The 13,757-nt window shown below is 64.8% G+C and carries 14 protein-coding genes; 13 read left to right on the forward strand and 1 reads right to left on the reverse strand.

Translation table 11 applies throughout. The annotated features are described in order from the left end of the window. Positions 1-3: 3 nt before the first annotated feature. Positions 4-843: an SPOR domain-containing protein gene (locus CXB49_RS03695; protein ID WP_101707137.1), complete on the reverse strand. Its 840-nt coding sequence runs from the start codon at positions 841-843 to the stop codon at positions 4-6. Positions 844-975: 132 nt separating this feature from the next. Here CXB49_RS03695 and ndk point away from each other — a divergent pair, with 132 nt between their 5' ends. The 13 genes from ndk (at position 976) to hflC (ending at position 13,727) form a co-directional block, all read left to right on the forward strand. Beyond that, positions 976-1,401, forward strand: a complete 426-nt coding sequence (ndk, locus tag CXB49_RS03700; protein WP_011137089.1) for a nucleoside-diphosphate kinase — start codon at positions 976-978, stop codon at positions 1,399-1,401. Positions 1,402-1,468: 67 nt separating this feature from the next. Beyond that, on the forward strand, positions 1,469-2,563 hold the full coding sequence (gene rlmN, locus CXB49_RS03705; protein WP_101707138.1) for a 23S rRNA (adenine(2503)-C(2))-methyltransferase RlmN: 1,095 nt from the start codon (positions 1,469-1,471) through the stop codon (positions 2,561-2,563). A 32-nt stretch (positions 2,564-2,595) separates the two neighbouring features. Beyond that, entirely contained in the window at positions 2,596-3,303 is a 708-nt protein-coding gene (gene pilW / locus CXB49_RS03710) for a type IV pilus biogenesis/stability protein PilW (RefSeq protein WP_101707139.1), read from the forward strand. A gap of 2 nt (positions 3,304-3,305) precedes the next feature. Continuing rightward, positions 3,306-4,250, forward strand: a complete 945-nt coding sequence (locus tag CXB49_RS03715) for a helix-turn-helix domain-containing protein (RefSeq protein WP_101707140.1) — start codon at positions 3,306-3,308, stop codon at positions 4,248-4,250. 13 nt (positions 4,251-4,263) lie between these two features. Then, positions 4,264-5,559 carry a flavodoxin-dependent (E)-4-hydroxy-3-methylbut-2-enyl-diphosphate synthase gene (gene ispG / locus CXB49_RS03720; protein ID WP_101707141.1) on the forward strand — a complete coding sequence of 432 codons (1,296 nt, stop codon included), beginning with the start codon at positions 4,264-4,266 and terminating at the stop codon, positions 5,557-5,559. 35 nt (positions 5,560-5,594) lie between these two features. Continuing rightward, complete coding sequence (hisS, locus tag CXB49_RS03725) at positions 5,595-6,866, forward strand: histidine--tRNA ligase (protein WP_101707142.1); 1,272 nt, start codon at positions 5,595-5,597, stop codon at positions 6,864-6,866. A 17-nt stretch (positions 6,867-6,883) separates the two neighbouring features. Beyond that, positions 6,884-7,513 (forward strand): tetratricopeptide repeat protein, encoded by a 630-nt coding sequence (locus CXB49_RS03730; RefSeq protein ID WP_101707143.1) that lies wholly within the window; start codon positions 6,884-6,886, stop codon positions 7,511-7,513. A gap of 4 nt (positions 7,514-7,517) precedes the next feature. Then, the gene (gene bamB, locus CXB49_RS03735; RefSeq protein ID WP_101707144.1) at positions 7,518-8,657 is read left to right on the forward strand and encodes an outer membrane protein assembly factor BamB; all 1,140 of its coding nucleotides are present in this window, start codon (positions 7,518-7,520) and stop codon (positions 8,655-8,657) included. Positions 8,658-8,667: 10 nt separating this feature from the next. Next, positions 8,668-10,077 (forward strand): ribosome biogenesis GTPase Der, encoded by a 1,410-nt coding sequence (gene der / locus CXB49_RS03740; protein WP_101707145.1) that lies wholly within the window; start codon positions 8,668-8,670, stop codon positions 10,075-10,077. A 91-nt stretch (positions 10,078-10,168) separates the two neighbouring features. Next, positions 10,169-10,429, forward strand: a complete 261-nt coding sequence (hfq, locus tag CXB49_RS03745) for an RNA chaperone Hfq (RefSeq protein ID WP_101707146.1) — start codon at positions 10,169-10,171, stop codon at positions 10,427-10,429. A gap of 100 nt (positions 10,430-10,529) precedes the next feature. Next, a complete protein-coding gene (gene hflX, locus CXB49_RS03750) occupies positions 10,530-11,660 on the forward strand; it encodes a ribosome rescue GTPase HflX (RefSeq protein WP_101707147.1) in 1,131 nt (376 codons plus the stop codon). After that, positions 11,647-12,846: an FtsH protease activity modulator HflK gene (hflK, locus tag CXB49_RS03755; RefSeq protein ID WP_101707148.1), complete on the forward strand. Its 1,200-nt coding sequence runs from the start codon at positions 11,647-11,649 to the stop codon at positions 12,844-12,846. The genes hflX and hflK overlap by 14 nt, the downstream gene beginning before the upstream one ends. Beyond that, positions 12,843-13,727 carry a protease modulator HflC gene (gene hflC, locus CXB49_RS03760; RefSeq protein ID WP_101707149.1) on the forward strand — a complete coding sequence of 295 codons (885 nt, stop codon included), beginning with the start codon at positions 12,843-12,845 and terminating at the stop codon, positions 13,725-13,727. Before hflK ends, hflC begins: the two co-directional genes overlap by 4 nt. The last annotated feature ends 30 nt before the right edge of the window (positions 13,728-13,757 follow it).

A 13,757-nucleotide genomic window follows, 5' to 3' on the forward strand; every position in this document is an offset into this window, starting at 1 on the left:
TTGCTATTGGCCGGCGGCCAGCAGCGGCGAGTAGCCGAGCTCGCGCAGTTTCTTCATCGCCTCGTCCGCTTCGGCGCGGTTCTTGAACGGTCCGAGTTGCACGCGGGTGACGGTGTGGGCGGCGATGCCGTGTTTCTGCAGATCGCGAACCAGTTTCTGCGCATTGCCTATGCTGGAGAACAGGCCCAGCTGCACCTGGTAGCCGACCGAGCTGCCGGCCGGTTCCGCCTTGGCCGGAGCGGGCGGGGCCGCGCTCGCTGCCGGCGCGCTATTGGCGGTGACGGTCGGCGCGACGGTCGGCGTCGTATTGGCGGCTGCGGGCGCCGGAGCGGTGTTGCCGCCCGGCGCGGTCGATGTGGGCGGTGTTGCGGCTCTGGCCTGCGCCTGGTGCGCCGGCGGATTCGTCTTGGCGGGCGCCGGGCCGTGGCTGGCGCGTTCGCCGGCTGCCTGGCGGGTCGCCGCCTGTTGATTGGCTATCGCCGGCGTCTTGCTCAGGTCCGGCGTCTGCGGGCTGTTCGCGGCCGGGGTCGCCGGCGCGTGGCTGGCGGTGTCGGCGGCGGGCGCGCTGCTCTGGACCGTCGGCGCGCTGGCGGCCTGCGGCGCGGGGGCGGTCGCGGCGGTGTCCGGCGCGGCGGCCGGCTTGATGATCTTGCCGGAGCTCGGACTTTGCGCGTCGCTGCTCATCTCCTGCTTCGGCTTGGTCAGCGCGTCCATCAGCGGGATCGCGGCCAGCGCGACGGCAACCAGGCCGCCGGCGAACCAGAGCCGCTTTTTCAGCTTGCTGTTGAGGTCGGATTCTTCGCCGCCGTCGGCCGGCGTCTGCTGTTGGTTTTGTTCGCGCATGGTGCCTGAGTGGAATGTGCAGCACGTGTTTGAAAACACTGCTAAAATATCGGGTTCGTCAGAATTGGGTAACCCGAGTGGCCGCATAATACTCAAGTTTAGCCACTTGTCTTGTCGTTAGGGAGAATTTATATGGCAATTGAACGTACCTTGTCCATCGTGAAGCCGGATGCCGTAGCGAAGAACGTAATCGGCAAAATTTACGATCGTTTCGAATCCGCCGGCCTGAAGATCGTTGCCGCCAAGATGAAGCAACTGTCCCGCGCCGAAGCCGAAGGCTTCTATGCCGTGCACAAAGAGCGCCCGTTCTTCAAGGATCTGGTCGACTTCATGGTTTCCGGCCCGGTGATGATCCAGGCGCTGGAAGGCGAGAACGCCGTGCTGAAGAACCGCGAACTGATGGGCGCCACCGATCCGAAGAAGGCTGAAGCCGGCACCATCCGCGCCGATTTCGCCGAGTCGATCGACGCCAATGCCGTTCACGGTTCCGACAGCGTTGAAAACGCTGCCATCGAAGTGGCCTACTTCTTCGCCGCTTCGGAAATCAGCTCCCGCTGATTGCCGCTGTAGTTGAATGACCGGAGGTCGCCGCTGCCGGCGGCCTCTTTTGCCTGTTGAGGATTGCATGAAAACCAACCTGCTCGACTTCAATCTGGACCAGCTGACGCAGCACTTTGCCGAGATGGGCGAGAAGCCCTTCCGCGCCAAGCAGGTGATGCGCTGGATGCACCAGATGGCCGAAGACGATTTCGACGCGATGACCGACCTCGCCAAGAGCCTGCGCGCCAAGCTGCACGAGCGCGCCGAGGTGGGCGTGCCGTCGCTGATGACCGGGCAGGAGTCCAGTGATGGCACCCGCAAGTGGCTGCTCGACGTCGGCACCGGCAACGGTGTGGAAACCGTGTTCATTCCGGAAGACGAGCGCGGCACCTTGTGCGTGTCATCCCAGGTGGGTTGCGCGCTGGAGTGCACGTTCTGCTCCACCGGCCGCCAGGGATTCAATCGCAACTTGTCCACCGCCGAGATCATCGGCCAGCTGTGGTGGGCGAACAAGGCGATGGGCGTGACGCCGAAGAACGAACGCGTCGTGTCCAATGTGGTGATGATGGGCATGGGCGAGCCGCTGGCCAATTTCGACAATGTGGTCAGCGCGATGCAGATCATGCTGGACGACCACGGTTACGGCCTGTCCCGCCGCCGCGTGACGCTGTCGACCTCCGGCCTGGTGCCGCAGATGGACCGGCTGCGCGAGGAATGCCCGGTGGCGCTGGCGGTGTCGCTGCATGCGCCGAACGACGCGATCCGCGACGTGATCGTGCCGATCAACAAGAAATATCCGTTGTCGGAGCTGATGGCCGCCTGTAGCCGCTATCTGGAAAAGGCGCCGCGAGATTTCATCACCTTTGAATATGTGATGCTTGACGGGGTCAACGATAGGCCGGAACATGCTCGCCAGCTGCTGGAATTGGTCAGGGACGTGCCGTGCAAGTTCAATCTGATTCCGTTCAACCCGTTCCCTAACTCGGGTTATGATCGCTCCAGCAACAACGCGATTCGCATTTTCCGTGAAATTCTGCAAGAACAAGGATACGTGGTGACCGTGCGCAAGACCCGCGGCGACGATATCGACGCGGCCTGCGGCCAGCTTGCCGGCCAGGTGCAGGACAAGACGCGGCGCCAGGCCAAGTGGACGCAGATCATCGAGGATAGAAAACTATGACGTCATGGCGGGGGTGGTTGGCTGGATGGCTGTTGGCATTTGGCATCGCCGCCCCCGCCGTGGCGGCGAGCAATCCGCACGAATTGGCCAGGGTGCGCAGTCAGCTGGCCGTCGAATACGCCAAGATAGGCAATCTGAAGGCGGCGCTGGACAATGCCAACCAGGCGGTGGCGGCCGACTCGTCCTATGTGACCGGCTATGTCACCCGCGCCTACGTGCTCGGCTTGCTGAGGCAGGACGGCCAGGCCGAGAGCGATTTTCAGCAGGCCCTGCGTCTGGATCCGGCCAGCCCGGAAGCCAATAATAATTACGGCCTGTTCCTGTGCGAGCACGGACGGGTCCAGGATTCGCTGGCGCTGTTCCAGAAGGCGCTGGCCAATCCATTGTATGATTCGCCGCAGTCGGCCTATCTGAACCTGGGGCGCTGCAGCGCCAAGCTGGGGCAGACCGACCAGGCCAACGACTATTTGCTGAGCGCCTTGCGCGCGGCCCCGGACTTCGCGCCGGCGCTGCGCGAGCTGGCCGAGATGCATCTGGGACTCGGTAACGCCAAGCTGGCCGCGTTTTATTTCGCCCGCCTGCACCGCGGCTCGGACGGCCTGGACGCGCCCGACTGGTGGCTGGGAGCCAGAATCGCCCGAAAGACCGGCGACGGCGCGCTGGAGCGGGAATGCGAGAACGCGCTGAAGAACCGGTATCCGGACTCTAGAGAAACACAACTGCTGTTGAGTGGAAGCTGAGGATGGAAGAAAAAATCGAACATCACGACGCGTCGGCGCCAGGCGGCATCGGCGCCCGTTTGCGGGCCGCTCGCGAGGAGGCCGGCCTGGGCCTGGGGGAAGTGGCCGACAGGCTGAAGCTGTCGATGAGGCAGCTTGAGGCGATAGAGCGCGACGATTTCGCCGCCTTGCCCGGCGCGACCTTCGTCCGCGGCTTCGTCCGTAATTACGCCCGTTTTCTGGAAGTCGATCCGGCGCCGCTGATGCAAGCTCTGGAACAACATTTCCCTTCCGCGGTCAATGATGTGGCCAACTTGGTCAAGGGCACGGCGGCGCGCGAGCATGCCGAGGAGCCGGACGAGGAGGAAGAGGAGGCGTCTTCCGGCGATGGCGGCAAATGGGCGCTGCTGTTGCTGCTTGTCGCGGGGCTGGCCGGCGGCGGTTACTGGTACGTCAATCGCGACGATTCGCCGATCAAGGCCGCGGCCGAACGCGCGGCGAATGAACTGGCGCCGATGCTGACCGAACAGTCGTCCGCGCCGGTGGCCAGCGCGGCGGCTTCGACGCCGGCGAAGGCGGTCCTGGCCGCCAAGCCGGCCTCCGCGCCGACGATTGCCGCGACAACGCCCAAGCCGGCGGCGTCGGCTGCCCTGGCCGCGGTCAAACCGACGGCCAGCGCGCCGGCCAAGCTGCTCAAGGCGCAGCCGGCCAGCGCGCCGCAGGCCCTGGGCTCCGATCGCGTCAGCGTCAACGTCAAGGATGCGGCCTGGGTCTCGGTGCAGGACGCCAATGGCCGCAGGCTGATCTACAAGGTGCTGCAGCCGGGCGATTCGACCGAGGTGACCGGCGCGGCGCCATTCAAGGTGGTGGTCGGCAACGCCGATCAGGTCGAGTTGAGCTACAACGGCAAGCCGGTGGACCTCTCCGACAAGATTCGCGGCACCACCGCCAAGATTCAACTCAAGTGATGCAGGGTAGCGAATGGATAGCGTGAACATCGCGCGCCGTTCCACCCGCCTGGTGCGGGTGGGACATGTTTTGGTGGGATCGGCCGCGCCGGTGATGGTCCAGTCTATGACCAATACCGACACCGCCGACGCGGCGGCCACCGCCGAGCAGGTGTACCAGCTGGCCGAAGCCGGCTCCGAGGTGGTGCGCATCACCGTCAACTCGCCGGAGGCGGCGGCGCGCGTGGCGGAAATCCGCCAGCGTCTCGACGATCTGGGCTGCGAGGTGCCGCTGGTCGGCGACTTCCACTTCAACGGCGACCGCCTGCTGAAGGAGTTTCCGGACTGCGCGAAGGCGCTGGCCAAGTACCGGATCAATCCGGGCAATGTCGGCAAGGGCGCGAAGGGCGACGACAAGTTCGCCTTCATGATCCGCACCGCGATGGAATACGACAAGGCGGTGCGCATCGGCGTCAACTGGGGCAGTCTGGATCAGGCGCTGCTGGCGCGGATGATGGACGCCAACAACCGCGCCCAGGCCCCGTTGCCGCTGCCCAAGCTGATGCAGGAGGCGCTGATCGTGTCGGCGCTGGAGTCGGCCGAGAAGGCGGTGGAGATCGGCCTGTCGCCGGACAACATCATCCTGTCGTGCAAGGTCAGCAATGTGCAGGACCTGATCAGCGTCTACCGCGAGCTGGGCGGTCGTTGCGACTACCCGCTGCACCTGGGCCTGACCGAGGCCGGTATGGGCAGCAAGGGCATCGTCGCCTCCAGCGCCGCGCTGGCGGTATTGCTGCAGGAAGGCATAGGCGACACGATACGGATCTCGCTGACGCCGCAGCCGGGCGAGGCGCGCACCAAGGAAGTGGTCGTCGCGCAGGAGCTGCTGCAGACCATGGGCCTGCGCAGCTTCACGCCGCTGGTCACCGCCTGTCCGGGCTGCGGCCGCACCACCAGCACCTTCTTCCAGGAGCTGGCCGACCATATTCAGAGCTATCTGCGCGAGCAGATGCCGATCTGGCGGTTGCAGTATCCGGGCGTGGAGGACATGAAGGTCGCGGTGATGGGCTGCGTGGTCAACGGACCCGGCGAGTCGAAGCTGGCCGACATCGGCATCTCGCTGCCGGGCACCGGCGAAGTGCCGGTGGCGCCGGTCTATGTCGACGGCCAGAAGGATGTGACGCTGAAGGGCGACAACATCCCGGCTGAGTTCACCGCCATCGTCGACAACTACGTCAAGACCCGTTACGGCGAGGGCGGCGCCAAGCGCCGCGAGGACGGCGGCAGCCGCACCATCCCGATCCGGCCTATCCCGTCGGCGAAGGTCTGACGAAAACAGAATTCAGCGGATACAAGAAGATAGCAATGGCTCAGAAATACCAAGCGGTCAAAGGCATGAACGATGTGCTGCCGGCCGAATCCTACCAGTGGGAATACTTTGAAGAGGTGCTGCGCAAGCTGCTGGCCGACTACGGCTATCAGAACATCCGCACCCCCATCGTCGAGGGCACGCCGCTGTTCGTGCGTTCCATCGGCGAGGTGACCGACATTGTCGAGAAGGAAATGTACACCTTCATCGACAGCCTAAACGGCGACAGCCTGACGCTGCGCCCGGAAGGCACCGCCGGCACGCTGCGCGCGGTGGTAGAGCACAATTTGCTGTACAACGCCACGCCCAAGCTGTGGTACATGGGCCCGATGTACCGCCACGAACGCCCGCAGAAGGGCCGCTACCGCCAGTTCCACCAGGTGGGCGTGGAGGCGCTGGGCCTCGCCGGTCCGGACATAGACGCCGAAATCATCGCGATGACCGCCGATCTGTGGCGCCGGCTGGGCATCAGCCAGTACGTGCGGCTGGAGATCAACTCGCTGGGCAACGCCGCGGAGCGCGCCGCCCACCGCGAGGCGCTGATCGCCTATCTGGAACGCCACGTCGACATCCTGGACGAGGACGGCAAGCGCCGGATGCACAGCAATCCGTTGCGGGTGCTGGACACCAAGAACCCGGCGCTGCAGGAAATGGCCAACGCCGCGCCCAAGCTGTCCGACTACCTGGGCGAGGAGTCGCGCGCCCACTACGAGGGCTGGAAGGCGATGATCGCCGCGCTGGGCCTCGAATACATCGAGAATCCGCGCCTGGTGCGCGGCCTCGACTACTACAACCGCTCGGTGTTCGAGTGGGTGACCAGCGAGCTGGGCGCCCAGGGCACCGTCTGCGCCGGCGGCCGCTACGACGGCCTGATCGAGCAGCTGGGCGGCAAGGCCGCGTCCGGCATCGGTTTCGGCATGGGCATGGAGCGCGTGTTGCTGCTGCTGCAGGACAAGGGCCTGTTGCCGGCGCAGCGCAGCGTCGACGTCTTCCTGGTCAACCAGGGCGAGGGCGCCGGCCTGTACTCGATGAAGCTGGCGCAAAGCCTGCGCGCCGCCGGTTACGCGGTGGTGCAGCACCTGGGCGAAGGCAGCTTCAAGTCGCAGATGAAAAAGGCCGATGCCAGCGGCGCCGAATTCGCGCTGATCGTCGGTGAAAACGAAATCCAGGCCGGTCAGGTGGTGGTGAAGGCGCTGCGCGCCGAAGCCGCCCAGCAGACCGTGGCGGCCGATGCGGTTCTGGCCACCCTCGCCACTCTGAAAGCTTGATAGGAAGGGGGAACGCGATGGCGTTCGACTTGCAGGAACAGGAACAGATCGATTCTCTGAAGGTATTCTGGCAACAGTGGGGCAAGCTGATCGGCGGCGCGGTGCTGGCCCTCAGTCTTGGCTATCTGGGCTACAAGGCCTACGGCATGTACCAGCGCGGGCAGTCCGAGAAGGCCGCGGTCGCCTACGAGGCCGTCGACGACGCGGTGGCCGCCAAGGACATCGCCAAGCTGAAGGCCGCGATCCAGCAGCTGCAGGGCGAATACGCCGGCACCGTCTACGCCAGCCGCGGCGCGCTGGTGCTGGCCAAGGCCGCTTTCGACAAGAACGACGCGGCGCTGGCCGAAAGCCAGCTGCAGTGGGTGCTGAAGAACGGCAACGACGTCGAGCTGCAGGCCATCGCGCGCCTGCGCCTGGCCTCCTTGTTGCTGGACCAGAAGAAGTACGAGGGCGCGATCGGCGAGCTGAGCCAGGAACATCCGGCGGCCTTCGACGCGCAGTATCTCGAATTGAAGGGCGACGTCTTCGTCGCCAAGGGCGACAGCGCCGCCGCGCGCGACGCCTACAAGGCCGCCCTGGCCAAGCTGGTGGAGGAAAGCCCGAACCGCCAGCTGGTGCAAACCAAGCTCGACGCGCTGGGAGGCTGACCGAATGCGCCGCCATCTGTTGTTCACCGCGATGATGTCGTCCCTGCTGCTGGCCGGTTGCGCCAGCTGGTTCGAGGGTTCCTCCCAATTCCAGCCGACGCCGCTCGCGACGATCAAGCCGCTGCAGACGCTGGACGTCAAGTGGACCTTGTCCCAGGCGGCGCCGGCCGCCAGCTTCCTGCCGGTTTACGCCAACGGCAATGTGGTGACCGCCGACGCCGAAGGCCGCATCCGCAGCGTGGACGCGCTGTCCGGCCGCGTGCAGGCCGACGTGGCGCTGAAGCGCGCGCTGGCCAGCGGCGTCGCCGTCAGCGGCGACACCGTGCTGGTCGGCACGCAGGACGCCAAGCTGCTGGCCGTCGACCGCGCCAGCGGCAAGATAGCGTGGGAGCAGCCGCTGACCAGCCTGCTGCTGGAGCCGCCGCAGATCGCCGGCGGCATCGTCGTCGTGCGCACCAACGACGCCCGTCTGACCGGCTTCAACCTGACCGACGGCAAGCAGCAGTGGTCGCAGGCCAATGTGCTGCCGCAGCTGACCGTGCGCAACAACGGCTCGATGCAGGCGGTGGGCAAGGAGGCGGTGATGGTCGGGCAGGCCGGCGGCCGGCTCGACATCGTCAATCCGCTGACCGGCAACGTGCTGTGGCAGGGCGCGGTCGCCACGCCACGCGGCGCCACCGAGCTGGAGCGCGTCACCGACGTCACCAGCCGGCCGGCCTTCGACGGCAGCCAGGTGTGCGCGGTGGCCTATCAGGGCCGCGTGGCCTGCTTCGACGCCCGCAGCGGCAGCCTGCAGTGGGCGCGCGAAGTCTCGTCCAGCCGCGGCGTGGCATTGGACGCGCGCAACGTCTACGTCACCGCCGAGGACGGCTCGATCTGGGCTTACGACCGTCAGAGCGGCCGCAACGTCTGGAAGAACGACGACCTCAAGTACCGCAATGTCTCCGGCCCCGCGCTGATTGGGCGCTTCGTGCTGGTAGTGGATGGCGAAGGCTACGCCCATCTGCTATCCAACGAGAGCGGCAGCATTGTCGGACGTAACAAGATCGGTACCTCCGGGCCGGTCAATCAACCGGTGTCGCTTGGCTCCTCCGCCCTGATTCAGGGACAGGACGGCCGCCTGGCGATGCTGAATCTGGGATAAGCAGTTTTAGATGAAACCTACCGTAGCGCTGGTCGGCCGCCCCAATGTGGGCAAGTCGACCCTTTTCAACCGGCTGACCCGCAGCCGCGACGCCCTGGTCGCCGACCAGCCGGGCCTGACGCGTGACCGCCACTACGGCCAAGGCCGCGTCGGCGAGAAACCGTACCTGGTGGTCGATACCGGCGGCTTCGAGCCGGTGGTCGACGAAGGCATTCTGTTCGAGATGGCCAAGCAGACGCTGCAGGCCGTCGACGAGGCCGATGCCGTGGTCTTCCTGGTCGACGGCCGCGCCGGTCTGACGCCGCAGGACAAGATCATCGCCAACCGCCTGCGCCAGCTGGATCGTCCGGTGTTCCTGGCCGTCAACAAGGCCGAGGGCATGAAGCACGCGATCGCTGGCGCCGAGTTCCATGAGCTGGCGCTGGGCGAGCCGCTGGTGGTCTCGGCCGCCCACGGCGACGGCGTGCGCGAACTGATGGAGCTGGTGCTGGAAGGCTTCCCCGACGAAGTCGAGGAAGAGGACAGCCGCCACCCGAAGTTCGCGGTGATCGGCCGCCCCAATGTCGGCAAGTCGACGTTGGTCAACGCCATCCTCGGCGAAGAGCGGGTGATCGCCTTCGACCAGGCCGGCACCACTCGCGACAGCATCTATATTGATTTTGAGCGAGAAGGCCATACCTATACCATCATCGACACCGCCGGCGTGCGCCGTCGCGCCAAGGTCAACGAGATGCTGGAGAAGTTTTCCGTCATCAAGACGATGAAGGCGATCGAAGACGCCAACGTCGCGGTGCTGGTGCTGGACGCGCAGCTGGACATTTCCGAGCAGGACGCGACCATCGCCGGCTTCGCGCTGGAAGCGGGCCGGGCCTTGGTGGTGGCGGTCAACAAGTGGGACAATCTGGACGGCGAACAGAAGGAAAACGTGCGCCGCGAGATCGCCCGCAAGCTGAACTTCCTGGATTTCGCAAAGTTTCATTACATCTCGGCCATTGAAGGCCGCGGTGTGGCAGACTTGTTCAAGTCCATCGACGAGGCCTACCGCGCGGCGATGGCCAAGCTGGCGACGCCGAAGCTGACGCGGGTGCTGCAAGTGGCGCTGGAACGCCAGCAGCCGCCGCGTGCGGGCCTGATCCGCCCGAAGATGCGCTACGCGCACCAAGGCGGCCAGAACCCGCCGATTATCGTCGTGCACGGCAACGCGCTCGACAATATACCGGCCAGTTACACCCGTTATCTGGAACATACGTTCCGCAAGGTGTTCAAACTGCAGGGCACGCCGCTGAGAGTGCAGTACAAGTCGTCGGACAATCCGTTCGACAACGACGAGAAGGACAAGCCGCGGGCCAAGGCCAAGCCGATGTCCAAAATGCGGGGCAGGGAAAAGGAAGTTCGCTACGGCAAGAACAGCAAGAAATAGTACGACGGAATGTTTTCTGCTAAAAATAAGCAGGCCGCCGCGCTGTTCGCTGTACAGTTAATACAACAATCAACGATTCGGAGAAAAACGAATGAGCTCTAAAGGGCAAATGTTACAAGACCCGTTCCTGAACATCCTGCGCAAGGAACACGTGCCGGTCTCCATCTACCTGGTCAACGGCATCAAGTTGCAGGGTCAGGTCGAATCTTTCGACCAATACGTCGTCCTGTTGAAGAATACGGTGACCCAGATGGTTTACAAACACGCCATCTCCACCGTGGTTCCGGCCCGTCCGGTCAACATCCCGCACGAACATCCGGTGCAAAAGCAGGAACAGGCGCAGGACGCGTAAGCCGTCTTCGCTCCGCCGATCGGGCCGATTGGCCGCATCCCAGGATGTGGTCATTCGGCCTTTGTCGTTTATCGCCGTACTCAATATGGTGTAGCAAACAGTGTTTGATCGTCCCGACTTAGGCGACCAGGCCATCCTGGTCAGCCTGGATTTTGGTGATGCCGACTATCAGGAAAGCGTCGCGGAATGCGCCGAGCTGGTGCGCGGCAGCAAGGTGGAAATCCTGGGCATGGTGCAGGGCAAGCGCCAGCGGCCCGACGCCGCGCTGTTCGCCGGCAAGGGCAAGGTGGAAGAGATAGCCGTCATGGCGCGGGCGACCGGCGCCAATGTGGTGATCTTCAACCACGCGCTGTCGCCGGGCCAGGAGCGCAATCTGGAGCGCGCGCTGCAGTGCCGCGTGATAGACCGCAACAGCCTGATCCTCGACATCTTCGCCCAGCGCGCCCGCAGCCACGAGGGCAAGCTGCAGGTGGAGCTGGCCCAGCTGTCCCATCTGTCGACCCGGCTGGTGCGCGGCTGGACCCACCTGGAGCGGCAGAAGGGCGGCGTCGGCCTGCGCGGCCCCGGCGAGACGCAGCTGGAAACCGACCGCCGTCTGCTCGGCATCCGCGTCAAGGCCTTGAAGGACAGGCTGGTCCAGGTGCAGAAGCAGCGCAGCACCCAACGCAGGAGCCGCAACCGCGCCGGCGTCGTCTCGGTGTCCATCGTCGGCTATACCAACGCCGGCAAGTCCACCTTGTTCAACGCGCTGACCAAGGCCAACATCTACACTGCGGACCAGCTGTTCGCGACGCTGGACACCACCAGCCGCAAACTGTTTCTGAATCACGATTGCTCGGTGGTGCTGTCGGACACCGTCGGTTTCATCCGCGATCTGCCGCACACGCTGGTGGCGGCCTTCCGCGCGACGCTGGAGGAGACGGTGCAGGCGGATCTCTTGCTGCACGTGGTCGACTGCGCCAGCGAGACGCGCGAGACGCAGATCGACGAGGTCAACAAGGTGCTGGCCGAGATCGACGCCGACGGCATCCCGCAGCTGATCGTGTGGAACAAGAGCGACCTGCGCGAGCTGCCGCCGGAGATAGAACGCGACGACGAGGGCCGCATCGTCGCGGTGCGAGTGTCGGCTTTGCGTGGCGAGGGTCTGGAACTCTTGCGCGAGGCGATTGCCGAACGGGTGCAAGTTTCCGCAAACAACCATAAAGAACCATACGAGCATGTCGCAGAATGACCCGAACCGTGGCCGCAACGGCCAGAATGGGCCACCGGACCTCGATGAAGTGTTCCGTGATCTGAACAGAAAACTTTCCCGCCTGCTTGGCGCCAAGCCCGGCGGCGGCGGCGGCCGTCCCGGCGGGACGGCGACGCCGCCGTCGTACGGCAGGGGCGCGGCCGCGGTGGCCGGCGTGCTGGCCGCCTTGTGGCTGGCCAGCGGCTTCTACATCGTTGACGCCCGCGAGGAGGGCGTGGTGCTGAGGCTGGGCAGCTACAACCGCGTGACCGAGCCCGGCCTGCAATGGCATGCGCCCTACCCGTTCGAGAAGGCCGAGATCGTCAACCTGACCGAGTTGCGCAGCATCGAGGTCGGCTATCGCGGCAGCGCGCAGAACCGCGTGCCGGAAGAGTCGCTGATGCTGACATCGGACCAGAACATCATCGACGTGCAGTTGTCGGTGCAATACGACATCAAGGACGCGCGCGCCTTCCTGTTCAACAACGCCGCGCGCGAGCGCGACGGCAAGGACCTGGTCAAGCAGGCGGCCGAGACCGCGATCCGCGAAGTGGTTGGTCGCAACAAGGTGGACTTCGTGCTGAACGAGGGCCGCGCCCAGATCGCCGCCGACGCCCGCAAGCTGATCCAGGAGGTGCTGGACCGCTACCGGGCCGGCATCCGAGTCGCCAAGGTCAACATCAACGACGTGCAGCCGCCGCAGCCGGTGCTGGCGGCGTTCGACGACGCGGTCAAGGCGGGACAGGACAAGGACAAGCTGCTGAACGAGGGGATGGCCTACGCCAACGAGGTGGTGCCGAAGGCCAAGGGCATGGCTTCGCGACTGGTGCAGGAAGCGGAAGGCTACCAGCAGCAGGTGGTCGAGCGCGCCCAGGGCGATGCCGAGCGTTTCAAACAGGTGTTGCCTGAATACAACAAGGCGCCCAAGGTCATGCGCGACCGTCTCTACCTGGACATGATGCAGCAGATCATGAACAACAGCAGCAAGGTGCTGGTGGACCAGAAGGGCGGCAACAGCCTGCTCTACCTGCCGCTGGACAAGCTGACCCAGATGGCCTCGCCGGCCGCTGTCGCGCCGGCGCCGTCCTCCGCCAACCCGACTCCGGCCCAGCCGGCCTCGCCGCCGGCGGCGAAGAACGGGCGCGACGCGTCGCGCGGTCGTGATTTCTTTGGAGCGGAGCGATGACTGAAAGACTGATTCCCATGCTGACGGCGGCGGTCGGTGTGCTGTTCATCGCCAGCCTGTCGCTGTTTACCGTCGATCAGCGCCAGTACGCGCTGGTTTTCCAGTTCGGCGAAGTGGTGAAGGTGATCTCCGAGCCGGGCATGCAGTTCAAGATTCCGCTGCTGCAGAATGTCCGCTATTTCGATCGCCGCGTGCAGACGATAGACGCCGAGGCGCCGGAGCTGTTCAACACCCGCGAGAAGAAAAACGTGCTGGTCGACAGCTTCGTCAAATGGCGTGTTGTGGATGTGTCACAGTTCTACAAGAGCGTCGGTTCCGAGACCGCCGCGGTCGCGCGCTTGAAGCAAACCATCAATGACGGCCTGCGCGCCGAGTTCGGCCAGAAGACCGTCGCCGACGTCATTTCCGGCCAGCGCGACCTGGTCATGGAGACGGTTCGCAAGCGCGCGGACGCAGATGCGCGTAAAATAGGCGTGGAAATTCTCGACGTACGCTTAAAACGCGTCGATTTTCCGGATAAAATAAGCAGTTCCGTCTACGACCGCATGCAGTCCGAGCGCCGTACGGTGGCCAGCCAGCTGCGCAGCGAGGGTTCAGCCGACGCCGAGCGCGTCAGGGCCGAAGCCGACAAGCAGCGCGACGTGATCCTGGCCGAGGCCTACCGCAAGGCGCAGGAGCTGAAGGGCGCCGGCGACGCCAAGGCGGCGGCGATCTACGCCGACGCTTACGGCAAGAACCCGGAGTTCTACGCCTTCTGGCGCAGCATGGACGCGTACAAGGAGTCGTTCAAGAACAAGAGCGACGTGCTGGTGCTCGATCCGAGCAGCGATTTCTTCAAATACCTGAAGAATCCGCAGGCAGGACAGGGCAAGGGCAAGTAGGCGACAATTTGATATACGAGAACACTGGCC

Origin of the sequence: Chromobacterium sp. ATCC 53434, assembly GCF_002848345.1 — a bacterium.
GTDB lineage: Bacteria > Pseudomonadota > Gammaproteobacteria > Burkholderiales > Chromobacteriaceae > Chromobacterium.

What these genes read in the sequence shown, in the direction of transcription:
- CXB49_RS03715 (WP_101707140.1), top strand. Translation starts at nt 3,306, where the DNA reads ATGGAAGAAAAAATCGAACATCACGACGCGTCGGCGCCAGGCGGCATC.
- ndk (WP_011137089.1), top strand. Translation starts at nt 976, where the DNA reads ATGGCAATTGAACGTACCTTGTCCATCGTGAAGCCGGATGCCGTAGCG.
- hfq (WP_101707146.1), top strand. Translation starts at nt 10,169, where the DNA reads ATGAGCTCTAAAGGGCAAATGTTACAAGACCCGTTCCTGAACATCCTG.
- der (WP_101707145.1), top strand. Translation starts at nt 8,668, where the DNA reads ATGAAACCTACCGTAGCGCTGGTCGGCCGCCCCAATGTGGGCAAGTCG.
- CXB49_RS03730 (WP_101707143.1), top strand. Translation starts at nt 6,884, where the DNA reads ATGGCGTTCGACTTGCAGGAACAGGAACAGATCGATTCTCTGAAGGTA.
- hflK (WP_101707148.1), top strand. Translation starts at nt 11,647, where the DNA reads ATGTCGCAGAATGACCCGAACCGTGGCCGCAACGGCCAGAATGGGCCA.
- hflC (WP_101707149.1), top strand. Translation starts at nt 12,843, where the DNA reads ATGACTGAAAGACTGATTCCCATGCTGACGGCGGCGGTCGGTGTGCTG.
- rlmN (WP_101707138.1), top strand. Translation starts at nt 1,469, where the DNA reads ATGAAAACCAACCTGCTCGACTTCAATCTGGACCAGCTGACGCAGCAC.
- ispG (WP_101707141.1), top strand. Translation starts at nt 4,264, where the DNA reads ATGGATAGCGTGAACATCGCGCGCCGTTCCACCCGCCTGGTGCGGGTG.
- CXB49_RS03695 (WP_101707137.1), bottom strand. Translation starts at nt 843, where the DNA reads ATGCGCGAACAAAACCAACAGCAGACGCCGGCCGACGGCGGCGAAGAA.
- hisS (WP_101707142.1), top strand. Translation starts at nt 5,595, where the DNA reads ATGGCTCAGAAATACCAAGCGGTCAAAGGCATGAACGATGTGCTGCCG.
- bamB (WP_101707144.1), top strand. Translation starts at nt 7,518, where the DNA reads ATGCGCCGCCATCTGTTGTTCACCGCGATGATGTCGTCCCTGCTGCTG.